The sequence below is a fragment of the Shewanella decolorationis S12 genome (assembly GCF_000485795.1).
In the GTDB taxonomy this organism is placed as follows: Bacteria; Pseudomonadota; Gammaproteobacteria; order Enterobacterales; family Shewanellaceae; genus Shewanella; species Shewanella decolorationis.
The window spans coordinates 42,556-67,283 of the sequence record NZ_AXZL01000059.1; the positions used below are offsets into that span (position 1 = coordinate 42,556).

General features: G+C 44.2%; 23 protein-coding genes. 6 read left to right on the top strand and 17 right to left on the bottom strand.

What is annotated here, in order from left to right; all coding sequences use genetic code 11:
* Nucleotides 1–47: 47 nt before the first annotated feature.
* From SHD_RS07810 to SHD_RS07840, 8 genes are all read right to left on the bottom strand, one after another.
* Nucleotides 48–1,217 (bottom strand): tetratricopeptide repeat protein, encoded by a 1,170-nt coding sequence (locus tag SHD_RS07810; RefSeq protein ID WP_023266613.1) that lies wholly within the window; start codon nt 1,215–1,217, stop codon nt 48–50.
* A complete protein-coding gene (locus tag SHD_RS07815) occupies nt 1,207–2,097 on the bottom strand; it encodes a hypothetical protein (RefSeq protein ID WP_023266614.1) in 891 nt (296 codons plus the stop codon). Before SHD_RS07815 ends, SHD_RS07810 begins: the two co-directional genes overlap by 11 nt.
* A 26-nt stretch (nt 2,098–2,123) precedes the next feature.
* Nucleotides 2,124–2,690: an HD domain-containing protein gene (locus SHD_RS07820; protein WP_023266615.1), complete on the bottom strand. Its 567-nt coding sequence runs from the start codon at nt 2,688–2,690 to the stop codon at nt 2,124–2,126.
* A gap of 366 nt (nt 2,691–3,056) precedes the next feature.
* The gene (locus SHD_RS07825; protein ID WP_039977837.1) at nt 3,057–3,914 is read right to left on the bottom strand and encodes a hypothetical protein; all 858 of its coding nucleotides are present in this window, start codon (nt 3,912–3,914) and stop codon (nt 3,057–3,059) included.
* A gap of 355 nt (nt 3,915–4,269) precedes the next feature.
* Nucleotides 4,270–5,334 (bottom strand): hypothetical protein, encoded by a 1,065-nt coding sequence (locus tag SHD_RS07830; RefSeq protein ID WP_039977852.1) that lies wholly within the window; start codon nt 5,332–5,334, stop codon nt 4,270–4,272.
* Between the two features lie 285 nt (nt 5,335–5,619).
* Entirely contained in the window at nt 5,620–6,003 is a 384-nt protein-coding gene (locus SHD_RS07835) for a hypothetical protein (RefSeq protein WP_023266618.1), read from the bottom strand.
* A 206-nt stretch (nt 6,004–6,209) separates the two neighbouring features.
* Nucleotides 6,210–6,500: a hypothetical protein gene (locus SHD_RS21790; protein WP_161629209.1), complete on the bottom strand. Its 291-nt coding sequence runs from the start codon at nt 6,498–6,500 to the stop codon at nt 6,210–6,212.
* An 8-nt stretch (nt 6,501–6,508) separates the two neighbouring features.
* Nucleotides 6,509–6,856: a hypothetical protein gene (locus SHD_RS07840; RefSeq protein WP_235056960.1), complete on the bottom strand. Its 348-nt coding sequence runs from the start codon at nt 6,854–6,856 to the stop codon at nt 6,509–6,511.
* 389 nt (nt 6,857–7,245) lie between these two features.
* On the opposite strand from SHD_RS07840, the gene SHD_RS07845 reads away from it, so the two are divergent.
* Nucleotides 7,246–8,724: a histidine kinase N-terminal 7TM domain-containing diguanylate cyclase gene (locus SHD_RS07845; protein WP_023266620.1), complete on the top strand. Its 1,479-nt coding sequence runs from the start codon at nt 7,246–7,248 to the stop codon at nt 8,722–8,724.
* On the opposite strand, the gene SHD_RS07850 is transcribed toward SHD_RS07845, so the two are convergent.
* From SHD_RS07850 to tkt, 5 genes are all read right to left on the bottom strand, one after another.
* The gene (locus SHD_RS07850) at nt 8,702–10,285 is read right to left on the bottom strand and encodes a response regulator transcription factor (RefSeq protein WP_235056961.1); all 1,584 of its coding nucleotides are present in this window, start codon (nt 10,283–10,285) and stop codon (nt 8,702–8,704) included. The genes SHD_RS07845 and SHD_RS07850 overlap by 23 nt on opposite strands.
* 248 nt (nt 10,286–10,533) lie before the next feature.
* A complete protein-coding gene (gene fba / locus SHD_RS07855; protein ID WP_011621571.1) occupies nt 10,534–11,601 on the bottom strand; it encodes a class II fructose-bisphosphate aldolase in 1,068 nt (355 codons plus the stop codon).
* A 199-nt stretch (nt 11,602–11,800) separates the two neighbouring features.
* Nucleotides 11,801–12,976 (bottom strand): phosphoglycerate kinase, encoded by a 1,176-nt coding sequence (locus SHD_RS07860; RefSeq protein WP_011718153.1) that lies wholly within the window; start codon nt 12,974–12,976, stop codon nt 11,801–11,803.
* Nucleotides 12,977–13,109: 133 nt separating this feature from the next.
* A complete protein-coding gene (gene epd, locus SHD_RS07865; RefSeq protein ID WP_023266622.1) occupies nt 13,110–14,126 on the bottom strand; it encodes an erythrose-4-phosphate dehydrogenase in 1,017 nt (338 codons plus the stop codon).
* A gap of 128 nt (nt 14,127–14,254) precedes the next feature.
* Nucleotides 14,255–16,249, bottom strand: a complete 1,995-nt coding sequence (gene tkt / locus SHD_RS07870) for a transketolase (RefSeq protein ID WP_023266623.1) — start codon at nt 16,247–16,249, stop codon at nt 14,255–14,257.
* A 474-nt stretch (nt 16,250–16,723) separates the two neighbouring features.
* Between tkt and metK the strand changes: the two genes are divergently transcribed.
* From metK to SHD_RS07885, 3 genes are all read left to right on the top strand, one after another.
* Nucleotides 16,724–17,875 carry a methionine adenosyltransferase gene (metK, locus tag SHD_RS07875; RefSeq protein ID WP_023266624.1) on the top strand — a complete coding sequence of 384 codons (1,152 nt, stop codon included), beginning with the start codon at nt 16,724–16,726 and terminating at the stop codon, nt 17,873–17,875.
* A 436-nt stretch (nt 17,876–18,311) separates the two neighbouring features.
* Nucleotides 18,312–18,875, top strand: a complete 564-nt coding sequence (locus SHD_RS07880) for a hypothetical protein (RefSeq protein ID WP_023266625.1) — start codon at nt 18,312–18,314, stop codon at nt 18,873–18,875.
* A gap of 73 nt (nt 18,876–18,948) precedes the next feature.
* Entirely contained in the window at nt 18,949–19,641 is a 693-nt protein-coding gene (locus SHD_RS07885; RefSeq protein WP_023266626.1) for a hypothetical protein, read from the top strand.
* A 58-nt stretch (nt 19,642–19,699) separates the two neighbouring features.
* Here the strand turns inward: SHD_RS07885 and SHD_RS07890 are convergent, their stop codons facing one another.
* From SHD_RS07890 to SHD_RS07900, 3 genes are all read right to left on the bottom strand, one after another.
* Nucleotides 19,700–20,044, bottom strand: a complete 345-nt coding sequence (locus tag SHD_RS07890) for a hypothetical protein (RefSeq protein WP_039977844.1) — start codon at nt 20,042–20,044, stop codon at nt 19,700–19,702.
* Nucleotides 20,037–22,049: an EAL domain-containing protein gene (locus SHD_RS07895; RefSeq protein ID WP_023266627.1), complete on the bottom strand. Its 2,013-nt coding sequence runs from the start codon at nt 22,047–22,049 to the stop codon at nt 20,037–20,039. Before SHD_RS07895 ends, SHD_RS07890 begins: the two co-directional genes overlap by 8 nt.
* A gap of 131 nt (nt 22,050–22,180) precedes the next feature.
* Nucleotides 22,181–22,723, bottom strand: coding sequence for a GNAT family N-acetyltransferase (locus SHD_RS07900; RefSeq protein ID WP_039977854.1), 543 nt, complete (start codon nt 22,721–22,723; stop codon nt 22,181–22,183).
* Between the two features lie 153 nt (nt 22,724–22,876).
* Here SHD_RS07900 and SHD_RS07905 point away from each other — a divergent pair, with 153 nt between their 5' ends.
* Entirely contained in the window at nt 22,877–23,890 is a 1,014-nt protein-coding gene (locus tag SHD_RS07905) for a GGDEF domain-containing protein (RefSeq protein ID WP_023266629.1), read from the top strand.
* Between the two features lie 13 nt (nt 23,891–23,903).
* On the opposite strand, the gene SHD_RS07910 is transcribed toward SHD_RS07905, so the two are convergent.
* Nucleotides 23,904–24,137 carry a hypothetical protein gene (locus SHD_RS07910; RefSeq protein ID WP_023266630.1) on the bottom strand — a complete coding sequence of 78 codons (234 nt, stop codon included), beginning with the start codon at nt 24,135–24,137 and terminating at the stop codon, nt 23,904–23,906.
* A 70-nt stretch (nt 24,138–24,207) separates the two neighbouring features.
* Here SHD_RS07910 and SHD_RS07915 point away from each other — a divergent pair, with 70 nt between their 5' ends.
* Nucleotides 24,208–24,624, top strand: a complete 417-nt coding sequence (locus SHD_RS07915; protein WP_039977846.1) for an META domain-containing protein — start codon at nt 24,208–24,210, stop codon at nt 24,622–24,624.
* The last annotated feature ends 104 nt before the right edge of the window (nt 24,625–24,728 follow it).

Genomic DNA, 24,728 nt, shown 5'->3' on the forward strand with positions numbered 1-24,728 from the left:
AAAAACAACACCACAATTATTTGCAGCTCTCTTGATATTAATACCAATTACTCATTAGATTTAAGGGGATACGCAGAACACTGCCACTGTCCGCTTTGCTCGAGGACTTGATAACGCAAGCCCTGATATTTCCATTCCAAGGGTAACGTTAACGTACCACGATTCAGCTGCAAATAGGTTTGTGCATTCGCCCCCGAAAAGGTATCGACCCAAATCAGTCGATTTAACCAAGTGCAGGCTTTTTCTAACTGCTCTCGGCTTTGAGCCGTGGCGGTGATCTTCTGCCACTCTTTATCGTTCAATTGCACTTGCAGCATAATCTCTGCCGTTTCATCCTCAAAATACACAGGTACAGGTAACAAATGCTTGGCTCTGTCCTCTAAAAGATGACGCTGTTCGACCACACTGCCTTGGCGTAATGCTTGCCAATGCGCTTGTTCGGCGCTGCGGCCAATCAGCAAGGGATGCGATAACACGCTGGCACATTCACTTTCTTGCCAACTGCATTGGCTAAAGTAATAGCGGGCTTTGTCTAAGTCGCGCTCGGTATTGAGGTAATACACGCCAAGGTTATATTGAATATCGCTATCGTAGGGGTCGAGCTTAGCGGATAACTGCCAATAACGGCCGCCTAAGCCTTTATCTTGCTTCACTAACCCGTTGTAATAAAGCGTACCGAGATTAAGGTAAAGTAAGGCACTTTCGTTGTCAGGAAGACAGCTTAAATACTGAGCCTCGGCTTGTTGATATTGCTGGCGCTGCTCATAACTCGCACCTAAGTTAACACAAGCATCGGCACTGCCTTTGGCTATCGCACGGCGATACCAAGTTTCACTCTCAGCCAACTCACCAAGCTGCGCATAGCTGTATCCTAACTGATAGAGCAAGCTCTGCTGACTGAACTCGTTCAGTTTATCTACATCCGCATAGGCTCGATTAAACCATTCAATCGCTAACGGGTAATGCTGCGCCTGCGCACTGTAACTGCCGAGCAAATACGCTTGATATTCCACTGGATGTTTTTCAAACAGCTCCAAATCCAGCGACGCGCCATTTTGCTGCAATAGTGCGTAGGCCTGTTGAAAAGATGCGGAGTTTTTATCCAGTGGGTTAGTGCTTTCGTGGGCAGCATAAGCAGAACTACTCATGGCAAGTAATAGGAGTAGGCAGCCAAAACATTGAGGGAGACCTTTGATTTTCATTGAGCTAGCTGTCATAAGGGACTCCATTCTCGGTTTTGGGCAGATCACCCAGTAAGCGCGCGAATAGCTCATCACCGAGCTGCACATGCAGCAACTGATAGAGATTGGTGAATGATTGATACGCCTCTAGCCAATACGCCGCCAGCGGTTGGCTGCGTCTGACACCTTGCCAATGATGTTGATAGCTTTCATGAAAATGGCGTTGAGTCCGCTGCGTAATGTTATCCGCCAACCGTTGCCATAATGGTTCACTTTGCACCAGCCACAGCAGATTAATCCAGTCGCTGGTCTGAGCTTCACGCAGTAACGCTTGTAACTGTGCATCGCTTAAATGGGCGAACAAAAAAGCGGCGCGCCACGGGGGTTGATCGCCGGGCACGTGGTTCTCTAACTCTTGTTGTAGCTGAGCGTCAGTGAATGGCTGCCAGACTAATGGTGCAAGCGGATACTCTCTTTCGCGCGCCTGCTCTGCCTCTTCCAAAGCCGCTTGCCATTCAAAACCGAGTGACGCGAGCATGATGTCGCGCAGATAATCACGTGGCCTGCCCTCGCTCAGTGCCAGCATACCATCGCTAAACAACAGCAGCGCCAGTTGTTCAAACGCCGAAAAAGGCTGATTCAACAACCCTCTCTGGCATACTTGCGCCACTGCGCTGGCATCATGCCCCCACAGCAAAAGTTCGATTACTTTGTCACAATAACTTTGTGCAGCTTGGCTCAAAACCGGTTCGCCAAAGGGTTGATACGCCACTTCCAGTACTAACCAACCTTGGCGAGCCACTAAATCGCGATAGTGCAGTACCTGCTGCACAATAGGCAGCAGCGAAGCCCTTTGCGCTTGGTTTAACGCCTGAATATTTCTGTGTGTCGCTTCACTTAGCGAGAGTTGGCTCATGCGCTTTTCACTCCCTTCATTTACTGCTACTCAGCTTGCGGTGAACAAAACGCCGCGTAATCGGCAATACGTGCGCTTAACCGCTGGGCAGCGCCTGCATCGGCACGGCCCAAGGCATCTAAAATACGCTGCGCTTCATCGCGATAGGCAGCAATTTTTTCACGGCTCCAGTGGTGTGGCGGTGGTGATAAGTTGGTGATGCGATCGCACAGCTTCACCAGCCATATTTCATCTGGCTGCTGTTGTATCCTCGCCAGTGAATCGGCCATTTGCGCTGCCTTATCGCCTACCTGCTTATTTTTGCTCAGTGCCAACACGCCTTGCGCCACTTGCTCCCCAAACGCTTCTTCCACTTGCTGATAACGGGTTGAAGTATCTTCAATCACATCATGCAGCAGCGCCACTTGCAGTGCCAAACGGCCATCAAGATCGGGGCGCGATTTAAGTGCATGTATCACCTCCATTGCCACCGCGCCTAAATGCACACAATAAGGCAAGTGCTCATCAGGCCGTTGGCCTTTGAAGGTTTGCCCAGCATGGGCGCGCGCCGCAAAGTACCACGCGGCTAAGTAATCATCGGGGTTCCAGTTCATCGGATCTCCTAGGGCGTTAAGATTTCAGCGTAACTTTGCAACAAGTTAGCAGACATTGATGCAAGGCAAAATCCGTACGATGTCGTTACTCATCTTAACCACATGATAAAAAGGCGGAAATAGCAACAACACGATCCCCTAAGGAGTCGTCCAACAAGCGCACACAGATAGAACGACCTCTGCATACGATCACTGCCAATCAAATAGATTTAAACCACACCCTTATTATCGCAATAATCACATTTATCAGTACGAAGGTTTGTAACAATAAAGCACTTATTTATGCCTCAATGTAATATGCCAACATCATGAAAAAGAATAAAGTTGTAGCGAAAATGCTACAACTCTATCTCAAGATGGACTCCGCTAGAGGACTCCAATTATTACAGGACTTTTGTTTGACCTAATTTTCTCGTATAACTGTTTTAGTGTTAAACTATCTTTACTTTTGTAGGATACAAAGAGATTCAAACTTTCATCCTCTAGCGACTTTTTAATTTGCTCACCATCATTATTATTTAGCGTATAACCTAACTCATTAAGCGCAACATAAGCATTATTTAAATATGTATTAGTGACATGAGACATTAGTTCTTTGTCATTAATTTTCACTTCAGGCTTAGCATAACTCAAAAAATCCCTTGTTGCTTTAGCCTGAGCGGAAAGCAAACTATTATCATCAAGCTTCAACCTAAACTCTTTAACAATAGCTTTACTAAATAAATTATCAACATCTGAATCTTTTGTCTGTGAATAATCTAAAACCAAAGTACCTTTGGCTCGTTCTACACCACTAGACCTTAGCTTAAACTTTATATCTGCCATAGCTAACTTATCGTTATTGCGAGATAAATCGATAATGGCCTCAAAATTCCCATTTAATATATTTTCTTTGGCAACAAAATAGTTATAACGAGCCTCTAACTGAAGTTGTGTAGAACCAACTCCCGTGATCAGAACCTGTTCCAACTCTAAACTTGCTTTATTATGACTTAATTCAAGCTTAGAAAACCTTATTGAATCATCACCTTTAGCTTCACCAAAATATCCCATATTAATATTATATTTTTTGAATTGGTCTTTTACAGTAGCTAAGTTCGAATTTAACTCCCTTAAGTTAACCCATCCTTTTTCATCCTCGACATACATGAGATAATTCACAAATGATAGTCCTGCCGCATATAGCACGAGAACTATCAAAGCGATCTTTTTAAAAATTTTCAATTTACTTTTCTCCATTTACATTTTAAAGCTACTAAAGACTTTATCGTTTAACATAGAACACTACAAAAAACCAAACACACACCAAAATAGATTAAAAAAACAAAAGCATGATAAACATTCAATTCCTGTATGCAGACTGAACATTGTTAATAACAAGATAATTAATAACTCGCTATAAAATAATGGCGTAAATTAAACAGTGCATCAGCCATAAACTCAATATATGCAAAAACTTTAAGGTAAAAATTTTTACTTAATCTGCATTTCCCTCATGCCTCTTTGATTAATATTATTTATAAATAACTTAACCATGCTAAGTACATTCAATCAATTGGTATAAACCTCATAATTGTAATTATCCTTGTTCATACAACTGCCATAGTGTTAGGCAAGGCGCTTTACCTTGATAACAGCGCAAGCGATGTTGATTTTTGACAGAAATGTCAGTCAACTGAGTCTCTTTCGCAACCTGTTGGCGCAAGTACTGTACGCTGCGCAGCATAATGGCTTTATCGTCAGGGTAGTAATCAATATCGTCGATTTGCTGCAACTGCGCTTCGGCGTACGCCACGGCCTCGGTTTTATCTAAACCAAACAGCGTAATAAAGCCCAAATACTCATCAATATGCGCAATGATGTTGTCTTGCCATATGCGGGCATCGAGCAATTCAAATCGGATCACCTGCGGCCACACCTTGGCGGCACTTTGCACATCACCGCGCGCAAGGTATTGATCGATTTGATGCTCTAACAACAAAGCAAAAAAGTCATCAATGACAATGCCTTTGCCACCACCATTGTCGGTAAGGTAAATCGGCACTTGCGAGAGAGAGTCATCGTTTTGCATCCGCTTCGCCCATTGCAAGCAGTGATTATCGCTTGGCCAATCGGCCCACGGCCACCAAGGTTGACTCGCTTTTAGCTGATGATCCAACTGCTGAAACTGCTCAAGCTGTTTTGCCATCCGGTTTTTCAGCCAAGCACTGAAGGTGATGCTTTGCTCTGCAGTGCTGCTTTGCAATAGCGTTTGCAACTCGCCACGTAAAAAAGGCTGATCCTGCTTAAAACGAAAGCGTTCGTTCAGTAATGCAAGGCGACTTTTAAGATAGTCCTGCTGTGAAAACTCATTTTGATTTTGCAGCACTTCTTGCAATAACAGGTTATCGTAAGCGAGATAAGGCAAGGGCCAATAGTCTTCACCTTGGCACAGTGCCAGCGCATACTGTTTCTGCGCCCGAGGGATGAGACGGGCGTACTCGCCCTCTTTAAGGTTTAAATAATAAGGCACTGGCATGGGAGATAGTGAATCACTATCCCCCACTATTACCGCACCACGCTCTAGCATGCTCAGCGCGTAAACCACAGCGCCGAATAACCCTATACCCAGCAGAACTAACCCAAGCCTTTTTGTTTGCTTCAATTGCTGCATCCGTGCCTACTCTTATTTTTACACACTAAAATGCGCCATTAGTTTCCCACTTATAGACCATTGGTCTTTGTGGGAATAGCCTGTAATAACCATTACTACTCCAGCCATTTAACGTATCTTCCCCCCCCAAATATCAATGTATACTCAAACTACTTGGAGTTGCAGGTAGGCGGCAAGTGAGTGAATCCCCATGAGCATAGATACACTATGTGATTGGGGTGAACGAACGTAGCCAACACCGCTGCAGCGTCAAGTAGGAAGGGTATAGATATATTATTAATCAATTGTAATATTTAATATTACAAATAAAACCATCCCTAATAATGACATTATGATAGGAGGTAAAATGAGATTACGGGGCTGACGAGACATAAGTCGAAGAATGATGTAGGATGGCAAACCTATTAACAATGCCGCAACCGGACTAAAAATGACAAAATGTGCAACACCATAAACGAACATAAAAAAATCATCACTAGCACCACCAAAGGCACTCTCATAGAACTCAAAAAACACACCCCAAACAGACCGGAAAAAATCAGTATTGTGGTTGGCAAACGACATCAAAATCACACAAAAAATAATGTAAAAAAGCGCGATTAAAAGTAAAGAATATTGTTTAAACGTTTTCAAAAAATCCTGTTTAGCTGTTTGACTCATATATTTACACCTCTATTTTTAGACTAATTTTTTCGTATTTGACATTACACACTGAAACGCTTCTGTAACTTAAATGGCCAATAAGTCAATCACTATCATTTCGATAACCAATCCAAGCTGTATTGTTAGTTTCACTCGCAGCATCCGCATCAACTCTGCCTTTTTACCCCTTAAAATGCGCTACAAAGACGCACGGCCAAAGCCAATCACTGTCCAACACGCACCAAACGGACGTTAATGTAGCTCAACTCAAAACCGTTCTTATAATTGCGGTCGATGCCACCAACACCGAAGTGGACGAACCACCCAATGCTACTATCACTAGCATAGGGCGAAGACGACCAATAACTAGAATCACTCGACTCTGGCATATTTGGAAAAGCACAGGTATTAATGGTCGGCCTTTGGTAGTTGTGGCCAAGGCAACAGCCATCGGTATGGCCTGAATACTCACCATTGGGGTGTGCTAAGGGGGCTCGACCTTCCGAGTATTGCACCAGAGTATCTAATTGGGTACCCGCCAGTCGTTGTGGCCTGCATAGTTCAAACTCATTGCGGTTTTCAGCTCACCATTACAGCCAGTGATCTGGTCGATGGAATAGCCAGGATTGGCGCTAATAGCAAACCTGGCTGAGCCGCCTTTGTTGAGTTCAAGCTGTGCGGGCAATATCGAGCCGCCCTCTGAGGCGACCGAACTGATGGTGACCCGAGTAACGCCACCACCATTATCCGGTTGCTCTGGTGAAGGATTAGCCCCTGCGTCATCTCCGCCACAACCAGGAAGTACGCCACAGAGCATGGCAAACAAGGCTATTGAAAATGCCTGTGTAATTGGTTTTTTCGCTCGAATCACGGTTATTCCCTTTTCTGCTTTATCTGTTATTGCCAAGCCAAAGTCCACTCAGCGCTATCGTGATACTCAACAGCCCATTGTGCCCATTGAATATTGAGATAGTTGTCTTAAGCGATAACAGATTAACGACTGAAAAATAAAGTACTTGTATGTGAACTCAGTAGGGGATTGAACGCAATCACCTTGGCGTATAAGTCCGAATAGTTGGCGTAAAAGTGCGAATGAATAATGCGGTTTAGGTGTCAGCCTTTTGTTTTAGGCTTATTTCTTTCTTGTATCAATAACGTTAAGATAGCCACGTTTTGTAGAAGAATAGATACTTAGCGCATATGCGCTAGTTAGCTGCCCGTGATTAATGTTGAGAGGTGGCTTAGTGAAAAGGCGTTTGCATGTTTGCTGATTTTACGGTTTTCAGTTGGTTATTATTCCTTATCTCCGCACTATGCCTCATCCTTGCAGGGGCGACACTTAAAATCCGTTACCAAGCGTTCACGATTTGGTTTATTGGGCTGCTGCTGGCTTACGCCATTCAAGCCTTTGGTTATGCTTTTGAACTGACAAGTCATGAGCTAGATTCAATTAAATTTTGGCTCAATATTGAATTTGTAGGTGCCTGCTTTATTCCTACTTGTGTAGTCTTGTTTGCGGTGAGTTATCAGACCCGAACCTCGCCACCTTTATGGTTAGTGAGTAGTTTGCTTTCGATCAGTGCCATAGTGCTATTAGGCCAATTAACCAATGATTTGCATGGGCTAGGCTTTAATATTGTCGGGCTAGAAAAAGTGGATAACATCAGTGTCACGACCAATCATTTAGGATGGCTGTACTTAGCGTATTCGCTCTATATTCATTTGGCCGTTATCGTGAGTGTGATTATTTTTATCCGCTGCATGCAAAATACACATCCAGTATTAAGGCCACAGATTTTACTCATTCTGGTCGGCATTACCTTAACTTGGCTGAACTATATTTGGACGCTTATTGGCAATACTCCCTACGGCCTTGATATGAGTCCTTTTGGTTTATTTTTTTGTACTATCGCCTTTGCGATAAGTGTGTTTCGTTATGACTTAATTAAACTCACCCCCATTGCACGGGATCAAATATTTCACCAAGTTGAACAAGGTTATATCGTGATTGATGAGCAATCGCGCTTAATTGACTATAACCCAAAGGCAAAAATCTTCTTGCCAACACTATCGACGGGGAAAATAGGTCAACCATTAAGTAGTTTTATTGACCCATCACTGGTGGCTGATAACCAAACTAAGGTGATCAGATTAGAGGATGGTAAAAGAGTCCAAGTACAGCGTTCACTCATGGGAAAAAACGCTGCCATGGCGATTGGCAGTGTGATCATGCTGTCCGATGTCACCGAAAAAGAGCAACTGCTCGAAGAAATGGAAAGAATCGCCAATACCGATTCATTAACGGGCTGCCATAATCGCCATGCATTATATTGCCGACTTAAACAACAGATTATTGAAAGTCGCCATCAGTTAACGCCCCTTTCTATTGTTGCCTTGGATATTGTCAGCTTTCGTAAAGTGAATGAAGTTCACGGCTATACCATTGGCGATATGCGCCTAAAACAGTTAAGCCATATCCTCAATCATCACTTACCCAGTAATGCCATATTAACTCGTTATATTGGCGATATTTTTATTATTATTTTACCCGGCTATCGGTTAGAGGATGCCAATCAACTCGCGCAGCAACTAACAGATAAAGCCAAGCAACTGACCTCACTTGCTATCAGCACTTTTTGTGTTCAACACCTCTCTGAAGAAAGCGATCGACAAGTTATTGATCGCCTCTTAGGTGAAGCCATGCAATTAAAAAAACTTAGGCCAAGTTTGGCGGTTTAGTACTGGCATCCTTTTTAAATTGGCTGGGCGTTACCCCATATTCAGCCCTAAAGACGCGGCCAAAGTAATTTTGACTGGTAAAACCTGCATAGTAGGCGGCTTCTTTAACGCTGTGCCCTGCGACTAAAGCATCCTTAGCGATTTGTAATTGGGTTTGCTTTAAATATTGGGAATATGACAAGCCAAATACGCTTTGTACGCGCCGCTGCAATGAACGGCTACTGGTATGAAACTGCTGTGCAACAAACTCAACCGTCAATTCCTGTGTGGTAATGTGCTGATCAATCACCCATCTTAAACGTTTAGCGAATTGTTCATCGAGGCTTTCTGTTGTGCTTAGCACAGGTGTTGAAGAGGATGCTTGCGCAGAATTTGTGGCTAAGGAAAGCGATAACATTTGCTGCTGCACAAGTCGCCTATTTTCAATTAAAGCATTTAACCTCACAACCAATAATGCGGGATCGCTGTTTTTGCTGACATAATCATCGGCATAACACTGCCATGCCTGTAAGCGTTGCTGCGGATCATCAACCGCAGTTAACATCACAAAGGGAATGGCGGCATATTCAGGCTGATGTTTGAGTGTTGATAACCAACTGGCCGCATCACCATCACTTAATTGGGTATCACATAGGATTAATTCTGCGCCCTGCTCATCTAACTCATATTGCGCTCCTTGCCATGTTTGGCAAAGCGTGAGCCGAAAATCCGCAGCTAAATGGTAATAAAGCCAATCCATAAACTCTGGTTCGCTCTCGACGATCAATACTTTAGCTTTGGTCTCATCAGCAACATGATGCTGTAGATATCTAAAATCTGGCGTAAATTGCGGTAATTCAGAGACTGTCGCAGGTAAGTTAAGCGTATATTGCGCTATTGATTGTGAACTATGAAGGCAACAGAGTTCCCCCCCATTTTCTTCCACCCGCTTTTTTAACAACAGGTAACTAGCATCGGCACATTCTTCCCGCGTAGCCTCGACGTTACCCGTTAAGGTCAAGCTAAGCCCTTGCTGTGACTCTATCTCAAGCACATAGCCTGATATACCCGTTGATTGCCTGACGTCCTGACAAAACTTGCTGAAGACTTTTTCTAACAGTTCGAGATGGGTTTGAACCAGCAGTTCGGGGATCTCACTGATATGAATGGGTAAAGGTTGTTGGCTTTTTGCCTTCTCGAAACTTAATTGGTTTTTTAGCCAAGGTTGTAACAAAAATGGCGAGGACAACATCTGGCGAGATGACTCATTCCACTGCTTTGTACTGTCGAGAAGTTGGTTGATACGCTGCAATAAGGCATTCATCTCATCGGTATGAGTCTTTACGTTCGCAATATATGGCGCTAACCAAGTAACATTTTTTGTTATTTCAGCAAACAGTTGTCCGAAGGTGCGCTGTTCAGATTCACGTTGTTGCCTAAGCGATTGTATTATTTTATTAGCCTGAGTAAGTTCAGCCTGAAATGACTTCAGCTTTGCTTGGTAAGTTATCGCGAGTTTGACCAGATAAACACAAAAAACCAAGATGCTTAACAGTAACAGAAACCCAAAAAATGAGGACAACAGTGCTTCTCCAGATGTTCCATTCAACAAATCGATAATGTAGCTCGGCTATTGTGAAGATTTTTCGACCATTGGCAATCCAATTGACTCGATCAAAATCACATATAACCCCAAAATTCATTTAACTTATAAAACAAAAAGACAATACAAGTATCAACAATAAATACATTCAGGTTCCAATTAAAAGTCGCTAACTTATTAAAATAAAAAAGCCCGCTAATTGCGGGCTTTGAAAAGTAATGTAAGGCTTACAGGTTGATCTTAGGATCTAATGCGCCTGACTGATAAGCTTTGTACATTGCTTGTAAAGACAAAGGCTTAATCTTAGAAGCTTGACCCGCGCAACCAAAGGCTTCGTAGCGAACAGTACAGATGTCTGCCATCGCTTCCATAGAGGCTTTAAGGAACTTACGTGGGTCGAACTCGCTTGGGTGTTCGGCTAAGTATTTACGTACCGCACCGGTAGACGCTAAACGTAGGTCGGTATCGATGTTCACTTTACGCACACCATGTTTGATACCTTCAACGATTTCTTCTAATGGCACGCCGTAAGTTTCAGGAATTTGACCACCGTATTGGTTGATGATCTGTAACCATTCCTGTGGCACTGAAGAAGAGCCGTGCATCACTAAGTGAGTGTTAGGAATGCGGGCATGGATTTCTTTGATGCGGTCGATACGCAGTACATCACCCGTTGGTTTACGGCTGAACTTGTATGCACCGTGGCTAGTACCAATCGCAATCGCCAGCGCGTCAACATGGGTATCAGCAACGAAGCGTGCCGCTTCTTCTGGGCTGGTCAGCAGTTGGTCGTGGCTTAATACGCCTTCAGCGCCCACACCGTCTTCTTCACCAGCAGTACCGGTTTCTAAGCTGCCTAAACAACCGATTTCACCCTCTACAGACACACCACAAGCGTGGGCGAAGGCAACGGTTCTACGAGTTACATCGACGTTGTACTCGTAAGAAGCTGGGGTTTTACCGTCGGCCATTAATGAACCGTCCATCATGACTGATGACATACCTAATTGGATAGAACGCTGGCAGATATCAGGATCGGTACCATGGTCTTGGTGAATACAGACCGGGATATCGGGATACTGCTCAAGTGCAGCCGTCATCAGGTATTTTAAGAATTGTGGACGCGCATATTTACGTGCACCCGCTGAGGCTTGCACGATAACAGGGCTGTCTGTAGCTTCTGCGGCCTGCATGATGGCACGCATTTGCTCAAGGTTGTTTACGTTGAACGCTGGCACACCGTATCCATGTTCTGCCGCGTGATCGAGTAGTTGTCGTAGGGAAATTAACGCCATTTTTTAACTCCAATAATAGGGTGACTGTCACATCAACGTTAGGTCACCGAGGCCGCTATCGTTTGGATGGATTTTTATGCTCAATCGCTCTAGTGATGTGTAAATCCCTTTAGAGAAAGAGCGGTTTTTTTATAATTTTTTATCTTGTTTTTGTGCCATCGCGGCGCCCTGCCGCGATGGTGCAATACCTAAATCAATATTAGGCACCGCGTTGTTTTAGCATAGCTACAGCCGGTAACTCTTTACCTTCTAAAAACTCAAGGAAAGCGCCACCGCCAGTAGAAATGTAAGAGACTTTATCGGCGATATCATACTTGTCGACCGCCGCTAAGGTGTCACCACCGCCAGCGATAGAGAAGGCTTTAGAATCAGCGATAGCTTGTGCGATACGCTTAGTACCTTCACCGAATTGGTCGAACTCGAATACGCCCACAGGGCCGTTCCATACGATAGTGCCAGCAGACTCAATGATTTTCGCTAACGCTTCGGCGCTGTCGGGGCCGATGTCGAAAATCATGTCGCTATCGCCCACTTCATTGACCGCTTTTAAGGTCGCAGCGGCCGTTGGGCTAAACTCACCCGCAACCACCACATCGGTAGGCACAGGGATGTCGCCACCGCGGCTTTGGGCATTCGCCACTAAGCGCTTAGCTTCATCGATTAAATCCGCTTCGTATAAGGATTTACCTACATTGTGGCCAGCCGCAGCAATAAAGGTGTTGGCGATACCACCGCCAACCACTAGCTGGTCGACAATGCCAGATAAGCTTTCTAATACAGTCAGCTTAGTCGACACTTTAGAACCGCCAACGATGGCCACTAATGGGCGCGCTGGGTTGTCTAAGGCTTTGCCTAACGCTTCTAATTCTTGTGCTAATAATGGGCCAGCACAGGCGATAGGAGCGTGTAAGCCAACACCATTGGTTGAGGCTTCTGCACGGTGAGCGGTGCCGAAGGCATCCATCACATACACATCACATAAGGCCGCCATTTTCTTTGACAGGGCTTCGTCGTTTTTCTTCTCGCCTTTGTTAAAGCGAACGTTTTCAAACACAACCACTTCGCCTACCGCCACTTCAACGCCGTCTAAATAGTCGGTCGCTAAGCGCACAGGGCAAGACAGAGCTTTGGCCAAGTAATCGACCACAGGTTGCATGGAGAATTCGCTGTTGTATTCACCTTCGGTTGGACGACCTAAGTGAGACATCACCATTACCGCCGCGCCTTTGGCAAGGGCTAATTCGATAGTGGGAAGAGAGGCGCGCAGACGTGCATCACTGGTGACGACGCCGTTGCTGACTGGCACATTGAGATCTTCACGAATAAGCACTCGCTTACCTTGGAGATCTAAATCTGACATATTGATAATTGCCATGGTAACGCTTCCTTTTATAATCAAAAAAACAAACTGGTTTTTGCATCAATCGGTTAGCTTAGATAGCTACTCGGCACTCGACATCCCGTCGAATTGGCCACTAGGCTTAACCCATTGGTATAAATTCTTATCTTCAGCTTTGTTTAGCTGCAATCATCGCCAAACTGGTATCTAGCATGCGATTTGCAAAGCCCCACTCGTTATCGCACCACAGCAACAGTTTAACCAACTGCCCAGCGCTCACCCGCGTCTGGGTGCCATCGACAATACTTGAGCGCGGATCGTGGTTAAAATCACAGGATACGAGCGGCTCATCAGTATAGCCTAAGATACCGTTAAATCGTCCATTGGCGGCCAATTCTAACACTTGATTGACGGTCGCAATATCCACTGTTTTATCTAATGTTACCGAAAGATCGATAGCAGTAACGTTGATCGTGGGAACGCGCACCGAAATCGCCTCAAATTTGTCTTTCATGTGCGGTAAAATCCGCTCGATACCGCGGGCAAGTTTAGTGTCGACAGGGATGATGGACTGACCCGCAGCTCGGGTGCGGCGTAAGTCATCATGATAGGCATCAATCACTTGCTGATCGTTCATCGCAGAATGGATAGTGGTAATCGCGCCGCTTTTCACACCAAAGTGTTTATCCAGAACATCGATCACGGGCACGATACAGTTGGTCGTACAAGAAGCATTAGAAACCACTGTATGCTCGGCGCGCAGTAAGTCTTGGTTCACACCATAAACGATAGTACCGTCAACATCGGCCGAAGAAGGGTGACTGATTAAGACCTGTTTGGCGCCTGCGTAGATATGGGACTCGCAGCTGTTGCGATCTAAGATAGCGCCTGTCGCTTCATAGACGATGTCGATGTCCATCTCACGCCAAGGCAGCTTGGCTGGATCCGGTTCATGGAGAATTTTGATGACGTCATCACCGATCAGCATCTGATCATCGACTAATTTGACTTTGGGCTGAAATCGACCGTGGGTAGTATCGTACTGGGTCAAATGGACAATGGCTTCAGGCTTAGCTAACTCATTGATTGCGACAATTTGTATTTGCTGACGTTTTCCAGACTCGTATAAAGCACGAAGGATTGAGCGGCCAATACGACCATAACCATTGATTGCGACTCGGATCATTGAGGTCTTTATTTCCTCTTAACAATACTGCATATACAAAAACGGCCTGCAAACGATTGCAGGCCGCATTATACAGATTAACCTTTCAAAAGTTTAACCTTTTGTCGGTAATCCCATCACCTAAACAATTAGCCTAGTGATTTTGCAGCGTTCAGCACATTTTCAACGGTGAAACCGAAGTGCTTCAGCAGCACGTTGCCTGGCGCAGACTCACCAAAGGTAGTCATGCCAACAACTGTGCCTTCGAAACCAACATATTTGTACCAGAAGTCAGTATGGGCCGCTTCGATAGCAATACGTTTAGTCACCGCTTTTGGCAGTACAGATTCTTTGTAAGCAGCATCTTGCTTATCAAACTCAGTGTTTGATGGCATAGAAACCACGCGAACTTGTTTGCCTTGTTCAGTCAGCGCAGCCGCAGCTTCTACCGCTAATTGCACTTCACTACCGGTCGCAATCAGGATGTACTCAGGCGTACCAGCACAGTCTTGCAGTACGTAAGCGCCTTTTGCCACATTCGCTAATTGCTCAGCAGTACGAACTTGAGCCTTCAGGTTTTGACGGCTGAAGACTAGCGATGTTGGTGCATGACGACGTTCGATAGCCGCTTTCCAAGCAACTGCGGTTTCAGCCGCGTCACATGGGCGCCATACCGCCATGTTTGGCGTCATACGCAGGTTAGCTAATTGCTCAACTGGTTGGTGAGTTGGACCATCTTCACCTTGACCGATAGAGTCATGGGTGTAAACGAAGATGTTTTGAATACCCATCAGCGCAGACATACGGACTGCGTTACGTGCGTATTCCATAAACATCATGAACGTCGCGCCGTAGTTGATGAAACCACCATGCAGTGACACACCGTTCATGATGCCGCTCATACCGAACTCACGCACACCGTAGTACACGTAGTTACCCGCTGGATCTTCTTGAATGCCTTTAGAACCTGCCCACAGGGTCAGGTTAGAACCTGCTAAGTCAGCACTGCCGCCCAACAGTTCAGGCAGCATAGCGCCAAAGGCTGCAATCGCGTTTTGTGACGCTTTACGGCTCGCAATGCCTTCGCCTTTCGCTTGGCATTCTTGGATAAAGGCTTGTGCTTTGGCTTCGAAATCGGCTGGTAATTCACCTTTCAGTACACGGCGCTCGTATTCAGCAGCTAATTCTGGGTAAGCAGCAGCGTAAGCGGCAAACTTGTCGTTCCATGCAGCTTCACGGGCTGCTCCCACTTCTTTAGCATCCCAACCTGCGTATACGTCAGCGGGGATTTCGAATGGCGCATGTGGCCAGCCTAAGAATTCACGTGCCGCGGCGATTTCCCCATCACCTAATGGTGCACCGTGGCAATCGTGGCTGCCAGATTTGTTTGGTGAACCAAAACCGATAATGGTTTTGCAGCAGATCATTGTCGGCTTGTCGGTCACGGCTTTTGCCGCTTCGATAGCCGAGCGAATCGCATCGCTGTCGTGACCATCTACGTTAGCAATCACGTGCCAGCCGTATGATTCGAAACGTTTTGGCGTGTCATCGGTAAACCAGCCTTCAACATGGCCGTCGATAGAGATGCCGTTGTCATCCCAAAATGCGATCAGTTTGCCTAAACCTAAAGTGCCCGCCAAAGAACAAGCTTCATGGGAAATACCTTCCATCAAGCAGCCATCGCCGAGGAAGCAGTAAGTGTAGTGGTCAACAATCTCATGACCTTCACGGTTAAACTGTGCCGCTAAGGTTTTTTCTGCAATCGCCATACCTACAGCGTTGCTGATCCCCGCCCCTAATGGGCCAGTGGTGGTTTCAACACCTGGAGTGTAACCATATTCTGGGTGACCTGGGGTTTTAGAATGTAACTGACGGAATTGCTTCAGCTCATCCATTGGCAGGTCATAGCCAGTTAGGTGTAATAAAGAGTAGATCAGCATAGAGCCGTGACCGTTAGAGAGGATAAAGCGATCTCTATCGACCCATTTCGGATTGTTCGGGTTGTGCTTAAGGAAATCATTCCACAGCACTTCAGCAATATCTGCCATGCCCATTGGGGCGCCAGGGTGGCCTGAGTTTGCTTTTTGAACTGCATCCATACTTAACGCACGGATTGCGTTGGCGAGTACTTTACGGGAAGACATGCTCTCTCCTGCTTAATTTGTGGGGTCTAGCGGGCAATTTGGACGCATATTTTCCCCTACATAGCGAAGCGACGCAAACGAAAATTCACCACAATATTACCTTCCCGCCCGCAATAGGACTTTTTACGATAAAAATAGCTTAAGGATGAACTATTCAAGCTAAGGCTTCGTACTTTAAGTCGCTATAACATAACCTTGTACGATTTCCCCCAAAGCTCATCTGGGTGGAAAAAGGAAATGCCGCCGCGCATCCCCAGCGGAATCAGATGGATTTTAAACACTTTTAATTAATTATTTTCAATCAGTTAAATGACAACCATGCTTTTTAGTTCAAATTTTAAAGCTGAGATTTACCTCACTAAGTACAGAAATATTTAGCTTTGGGGGTGTCATGGCGATGAAATTCCACTAAAATAGCCGTCTAGATGTAGATGCTTCTACACGTTTGATTGCTAACAACGAGATTTTCCTACTATGGCAAAGCACTTGTTTACTTCTGAGTCGGTCTCAGAAGGTCATCCCGATAAAATTGCAGATCAGATTTCTGATGCTGTGCTAGACGCGATTCTGGCCCAAGATCCTAAAGCACGTGTTGCGTGCGAAACGTATGTCAAAACTGGCATGGTATTAGTAGGTGGCGAAGTGACCACCTCTGCCTGGGTTGATATTGAAGAGCTGACCCGTAAAACGGTTCGTGAGATTGGTTATATCCATTCAGATATGGGCTTCGATGCCGATTCTTGCGCCGTATTAAATGCGATTGGCAAACAGTCTCCAGACATCAACCAAGGTGTTGACCGCGCCGATCCAAAAGAGCAAGGTGCCGGCGACCAAGGTCTAATGTTTGGTTATGCCAGCAACGAAACTGACATTCTGATGCCAGCGCCAATCACCTATGCCCACGCATTAGTGAAGCGTCAATCAGAAGTGCGTAAAAACGGCACTCTGCCATGGTTACGCCCAGATGCGAAAAGCCAAGTCACCTTCGCTTACGAAGACAACAAGATTGTTGGTATCGATGCGATCGTACTGTCTACCCAACACAGCCCAGACATCGCCCAAGCAGACCTGATCGAAGGCGTGATGGAAACCATCATCAAGCCAGTTCTGCCAGCACAATGGCTGAGCAAGGACACTAAATACTTCATTAACCCAACTGGCCGTTTCGTTATCGGTGGTCCAATGGGTGACTGTGGTTTAACCGGTCGTAAGATCATCGTGGATACCTACGGTGGTATGGCGCGTCACGGTGGTGGTGCATTCTCTGGTAAAGACCCATCAAAAGTTGACCGTAGTGCAGCCTATGCTGCCCGTTACGTTGCGAAAAACATCGTAGCAGCAGGCTTAGCGGACCGTTGTGAGATCCAAGTGTCTTACGCTATCGGTGTGGCTGAACCAACGTCTATCAGCGTTGAGACCTTCGGTACAGGTAAAGTGTCTGAAGAAGTCTTAATCAAGTTAGTCCGTCAACACTTCGACCTGCGTCCATACGGCCTAACCGAAATGTTGAACCTGGCTCGCCCAATTTATCAAGCAACCGCCGCTTATGGTCACTTTGGCCGCAGCGAGTTCCCATGGGAAGCGACAGATAAAGCCGAAGCACTACGCGCTGATGCAGGTCTGTAAACTGCATTAAGCTTTCGATTGTAAAAAAACCGCCTAAGGGCGGTTTTTTTATGCTTAAATCCCAACGCAAATGCATAGAAAGCCGAATTTATTTTAAGTTTTTTTCTCTTTTATAAATCAGCAAATTATGGAGTATACCCTCAAAGTTTAAATTTAATTATCAAGAAAAAAACATGCACAACCTATTAAATAATCAAAAGAATAATATTTTTTCATTTCCAGAAATCTGCACATCACTCATCCAAAGAGAGCGATTGATTTTGAATCACTGTCGGCTACGCTTATCTGCACTACGAAAGAATTTTCGTGGTTAGTACGAGTTTTACTTTGGCAGGGAAGCTGAAGAGAACCTTCACGATTCTTCCTATCTATAAGTAAAACATTTATATCACTCTACGCTGGAACTACCAGCAACTCAGGAATAAGGATATTCGAAATGGCTAATTTGAATTTTATCGCTCCTCATAACCAAATTGCTTTTGCTGCTCCAGAAAGAAATAGCACTGGCGTTTCCTCTTGGAAAGTTTCAACTAAACGCGGTACTCAATCAGGTTTAGGAGTATCGGTTTCTGGTGCGGGAGCATGGGCCAAACTTGATGGCACTATGAAGTTCAAAATTCGTAGTTTAGATAATTCTAAGACCTACGATATGATGAAAAAAGAGTACCACATAGGTGGAGGTGTTAGTGCATTTTGGAGCTGGTTAGGCATTTCAGCCAACGCTGAAACCCACAAAGAAGAAATCCATGAGGTTTTCAAAGAAGTATCGAACTCTCAAGAAGTTGAAGGTTCTGCAAATGTCAGTTTGTATGTCTCAGGGCAATATCCTAATGTGCAAGTAGATGCTTCAGGTTATGTCCTGATCATGCAAATAGAAGACAGTTCTGGTAATACCTACAATATGATGTCCGCAGGTGACCCAGCAAGTGATACCGGTGCACAAGATCAAAATGGTAATGCCTTACCGAGTAAGGATAATAACAGTACTATTATCCTGTAATTGTAAATAACATAAATAGACAAACGCCCTAACATAGTCGGAATGTAGGGCGTTTTATGGGAAACCACTCAGAATGTACTTAATAACACTCCCTCAGGATCTGATTTCAAGGAATGAAGTAATACTCAGACAGAATGATGAATACCGATTAAATCATCTTCCTCAGGCATTAGTAAAATCTGTTATAAATACTCCCACTATAAATGGCATTCTCTATAAAGGATATAACCAAGTTTCAGCACAGGTCACTTCTGGAAGTCACAATTCTGTTGAACTCACATTTGAGCTTTCGATACCCAGTATTTCAGCTGCAACCTTTGCATATTTTCGTAATGAAGTAAGGCAAAAACTAGGTTCCGGAGAAGAATTACAAATATCAACAGCTGCAGGAATAGGACCATATCCACCGCCTAAAGCGGAAACTAGGATGGCAAGTTACGGCGTGGAACTCTTTGCTAAACAGATTATTAAGGAAGTAGATATAAATCTAAATAGCTTTGACTTTAATGGAATGACAGCCTCGCTAATAATTCAAAAAATATTACAAGATATAAGACAGCTACCAGTAGAGCAGATAAAATTTTCCGGCTCTATCGCACTGAACTCGAACCTAACCACCTCACAAAGTATATCAGTTTATCTACCTATCTCGACGGTTGTGTTTAGTGACGGCTTAACTATCCCGTTTTCAGCATATGCTTCAAACGCTGTAATAACAGAAATTCCAATAAAGACTGTAAGCATACCATACGACTTTTGGGCATAGATAAATAGCTGTCAAAGCGTATAAACTTTGCAGTAAATACTTAACTTTTTTGAAACAACTACTCACAGTGATCAAAATGAGCGTTTTGTATACACAACAGGTTTATCTGCGCGGCGGATAACGGCGCACACTCTTGTATGCCAATTATCCTTGAACCTTGAACGGCATTCGGTGTTAAAGGAACAATAGCGGCACAGTAAGCATTAGTTCGGCCACAATCGAGCCAACAATCTTCAATCTGTAACCAATAATGGGGTCGACTATCGTCGCAATCGACTTCAAATCCACGGGCTTCACGCTGCTGCAACGTGCACTCGGATAACAAGACTCGCAAATTATCCCAAGCCGACAAGTTCGCATTGGCGTATGTCGTCAGCAGATTGCTGACCAAGGTATCACTCACTATTTCTCTCCAACCAAAAGGCTTTGGCTTCAGGTCCTGGCATCGCCTTGGCGTATAACCAGCCCTGCACATAAGCAACACCGGCCTCCTTTACAAACTCAGCTTCTAAAAGAGTTTCAACACCTTCTGCCGTTAGGCTAAAACCTAAGCTACTGCAAAGTTTACAGATTTGTAGATACAGAGTTCGGCCTTTGGGCTCGCTAGTATTGGCAAGAATACTTCGGTCTAATTTAATGCCATCAACGTTAATTCGGCTCAAAAGGCTTAAGCTCGAAAATCCGGTGCCAAAATCATCCAACCAAAATCTAAACCCACTCTGTTTAAGCTGTCGAATGCTATTATCTATTCGGCTTAAATCCAACATAAAAGCAGATTCTAACATCTCAATTTCAACCTGTTCAGCAACACTTCCAAGCCTTTCATTCATTACCGCCAATAATTGGACATCGGTAATATTATTTGGATCAATATTGATACTCACCTTGGGATAGAAGTCTTCTAACGACCATCGAGCAAGATCTTCTGCTACGGTATTAATCACAAAGCGGTCAACAATATGCGAATATCCTGCTCGCTGAAAAGCATCAATAAAATAGGGGCCTTTTAAACGCCCATACTCATCCTTCAAGCGAATGAGGGCTTCAAACCCAACGACTTTACCGTCTGCTAGGGCAATTTTAGGCTGATAATGAAGTTGTAATTCTCCAGCTAATACTTCTTTAATCGTTTTTTCTAAATTAATTTCAGCCTTTAAAGATTCAGATTGTTTCTTGAGATAATGTGTTTCATTCATTTTTTCAATATCATCTTGAAACTGAACACGCTTTATCAATTCACGATCAAATTCATAGTGTTCACTCATCAACGAAAAACGTCGCACAAAAGGTAAATAAATTAAAACCCCAACGAAGATAAGAAAGCACTGGAACAGCACAGTGCTCAGATGACCACTTGCTATATAAGCATTAATCAATGGCGGGGTTATCCAAGGAAAACTATGGGTATCAAACTCTAACATCCCTATACTAATGGCACTATACGCCAGTAAAAAATTGCATATTGGAGAGATAATAAATGGTAAAAGTAATCTTGGATTAAAAATAATGGGTAAACCATAAATCAGAATTTCATTAATGTTAAATATTGCAAACGGCGTTGCGATTTTAGCGATATGCCTAGTCGCGCTATCTTTTGAACCTATAAAAATTGCAATAATTAACGATAAAGTCGCACCACTTCCGCCATAAAGAATAAATAAATCCATAAATTGGCTAGCAGTTAGATTTGGTACAACCTCAGTTAAACCATTATCTACCCCAATTAACAACAAATATGCATTATCACCATGAACGCCAAAACACCAAAGGACATGAGTTAACAAAATGCGAATAAACAATTGGATGCCAATACTTGCCGTTTGTAATGTTTCAATTAAAGGGGAAAAAAACCAGCTAAGCAAAGTCGATGCTTCGGTCACAAGCAGTAATATCACAATAAAGCAAATTACAACGGGCAATAATATGTTTAGATGCTGTTTCAAGTAGCGACTTAATGCCTTCCCTCTCACTAAATCCAACCATCGCCAAGCTACCAAAAATCGTAATAAATAGGCTGTTAAAATCGGCAAGACGACGACCCGAGGATCACCTAACACCGCGTAAACATAGTCAATATTCAACGCCTCCCCAGTAGTGGGGACATGCAAGGCCAGCAAGACACTAAAGGATATCGAGCAAACAACAATCGCTGAAAGTTGTAAATACTTAGCGAAATGAAATGAAAGCGAAATCAAGGCTAGCAGCGGAAATACTTTTGCAAGCTGTACCGAAAAGAATGTCAGGCCATAGAAAATAGCGGTTGTCTGCCATTCAGGTACCCAAGTGCTTAATAGTGCAATAATCAATGATAACAAGGAGTTTACAAGAATAAACGGCAGTAACGCGATAAAGGATTCACGTACAGAGATCAGAAAACTTCTATCAAGAAACTTGCGAAGCTCAAACATTCTAGGAGGATTATGGTCGACAACTATTTATTTAAGCATAGTCGATCAACCGCTTAGCGCATAACTTATGTCACAAAATACTGATTCTTTAAAGAAAAACAACGAAAAAAATATTAACGAAAACAAATAGTTTATTGGCGAAGTTCCAGATGCATAAGATAATAATCTCTGTCTGAAAAAGTAAAAAAATCTTTCACTTGCATGTTAGCTTTGCGAGTATGCGCCGCCAATGAGCGCTCATTTTCCTCAGCGATAAAAGTCACCATATGCTCAAAACTAGGCGCAACTTCTTGGTATACCCTAGCAACAAGCGCCTCAAAAACGCCCTGCCCACGATAAGCTTTATCAATCCAAATGGGGCCATATTGACAGCTATTTTGTCGGGTTAATCTTGGGCTATCGCTATTATTTTTTTCTAATCTTTTCAGAATGAAACGATAAATGGGCCAAGCTTCAAAAAACGACCAGCGACCAGCAATCACATAACCTATGATTTTTCCCTTCACTTCAGCGACTAAAACCCAATGCTTTTCGACTAGCTGGGTTAATTCACTGGGCGTGAATGCCTGACCAGCTAAATTAAAACCACCGGAAACGAGTTCATCATTAAGATGCTGGCGCTCTAAACTTGCCAATACTGCAACATCTTTTAAGGTTGCTAATCGAGTTTGCAACATAGGAAATTCCAACCAATGGTTAACTGCGAGATTTAGGCGCGTGAGTATACTTAATTTGTCAGTCAAAATTTGAATTTTTAGCGACAAATTTGCTAATCATGTCATTGTTTTCCAAACTTACCCTATCCTAGGCTATTTCCTTATCATTCTATGCTACCAGAGACTATTAACCCCAATATCAGCGTACTGGATAACGATCTGCTTCAGGTAAATTTAGGTCGTTGGATGCAGCAATGCGAATTAGTAAAGAGTTACTACAGTGCGGCCTATGCTTTTGTATTGCAAATGACTCAATCTGGTTTTGAAGTGATTGTGACTACCGTTAACGACACTCCGCTTTTTACCGCAGGCACACTTTTCCCTCATAACTTCCCACTCTTTCAAGCATTAAAAAATAGTAGCCTTGAAGGAGACTATCTCAATCTTGACCGCTTTATGCTCGACGAACTGCCACGGGAATTCGATGGAATACAGCATATTCTTTCCCGACCAATTGCTTGGCCCGACGGCAGTCAGTTTGGTTCACTGTGCGTGTTAAATCCCCATATGGTCGAGCCCGCGAGCAACAGCGCCATGCTGGAGCCGTTCCAAATATTGCTGCAGCAGGAATTATCCCTGTTATGCCAAAACCATCGCATTGAATCCCTATCAATGCGCGATCAAGAGACCGGCATGCTCAACCATTACGGTTTTATGATGATGGCACCTAGACAGCTGAATTTAGGACGACGTTTTGGTGCCCATGCAGGGATTATCTTCTTTGAGTTAACTGAAGCAAATCCATCAGAAAATAATTTAGAAGATAAACACCATAGACTACTGGGCAATTTGGTCCAAGATACTATTCGCACCGCTGATGTCGCCGCCCATTACAGTGAGACTCAATTTGTGGTGTTAGCTTTCGTCGATAGCGAACGCGATATATTGCACATTATGAAGCGGGTCGAAAAACAATTAGAACAACAAAACCCCCATCTAAAACTCGATGCTAGCTATAGCTTTTTCACCCCAGAATCGACAGCCAAGTTAGCGCCCATGATGGAAGATGCGCGCTGCAAACTGAAATCTATGCGGCCAGAGCCTGAAGCAAACCAAGCAAATCAAGCGCCCAAGTTCGATGCCGAGCAGTATGATAATCCCGCCGCCGACTCGGCCGAGCTCTAGCTTTTACGGGCGATCAGTCTTTAGAAAGCTCGTCCTGACGCTTCGCCCATTGGATAAACAGCACCACGGGATAGGGTGACATCAATACGAGTCCTAAACCAATGAGGCTTGAGATCAGTAACATACCGCTGATTTCTAGACTCCATTGGGTCAACATATAGATCCCAAGTCCACAAACTAACATCAAAACACCTAACCAATGTAAAAACTTCAATAAATTCATAGTGCTTTTAATGGTATCTGTCATATAAACCTCTTTTTATCTCCCGCTAAACTTGTACACTATGGCCATGAATACGGAAAAAGGAACTGAGACAATGTTAAAACAAACATTTTTATTAAGCGCATTACTTTTTGGTTTAACCGCATGTCAGAGCACTGACGTTGCCAATCAGGAGACTGTGCCATTGCAGGGAAGCTGGCATGTTGAAGCCGTTCAAGGGCAACCCACAGTGGATTACAGCCCTGCGCAAATTACCTTCGCTGATGAAGGTAAACTCTCTGGCAATAACAGCTGCAACAACTTCTTTGGCCAATACAGCCAGCAAGGACAGGCGCTAAAAATTATTCCTGGCGGCAGCACGATGAAGGCCTGCGTCGATGCGCTGATGCAGCAGGAGCATAAAGTGATGCAAGCCCTGCCATTGGTCGCTAAGGCCAAGCTAGTTCAAGGGCGTTTAACGCTGCTTAGCAGCGACGATAAGCCCGTCCTCGTCTTAAGCCAGCTTAAATAAGCTCGCTTCGATAGTAAAGAATCCACCTTCTGAAGAAGGTGGCTTTGTTTTAACCCCCTAAAAGGGGGCCTTTATTCAAGAGCAAGTTGACCCTGCTCTTGCCG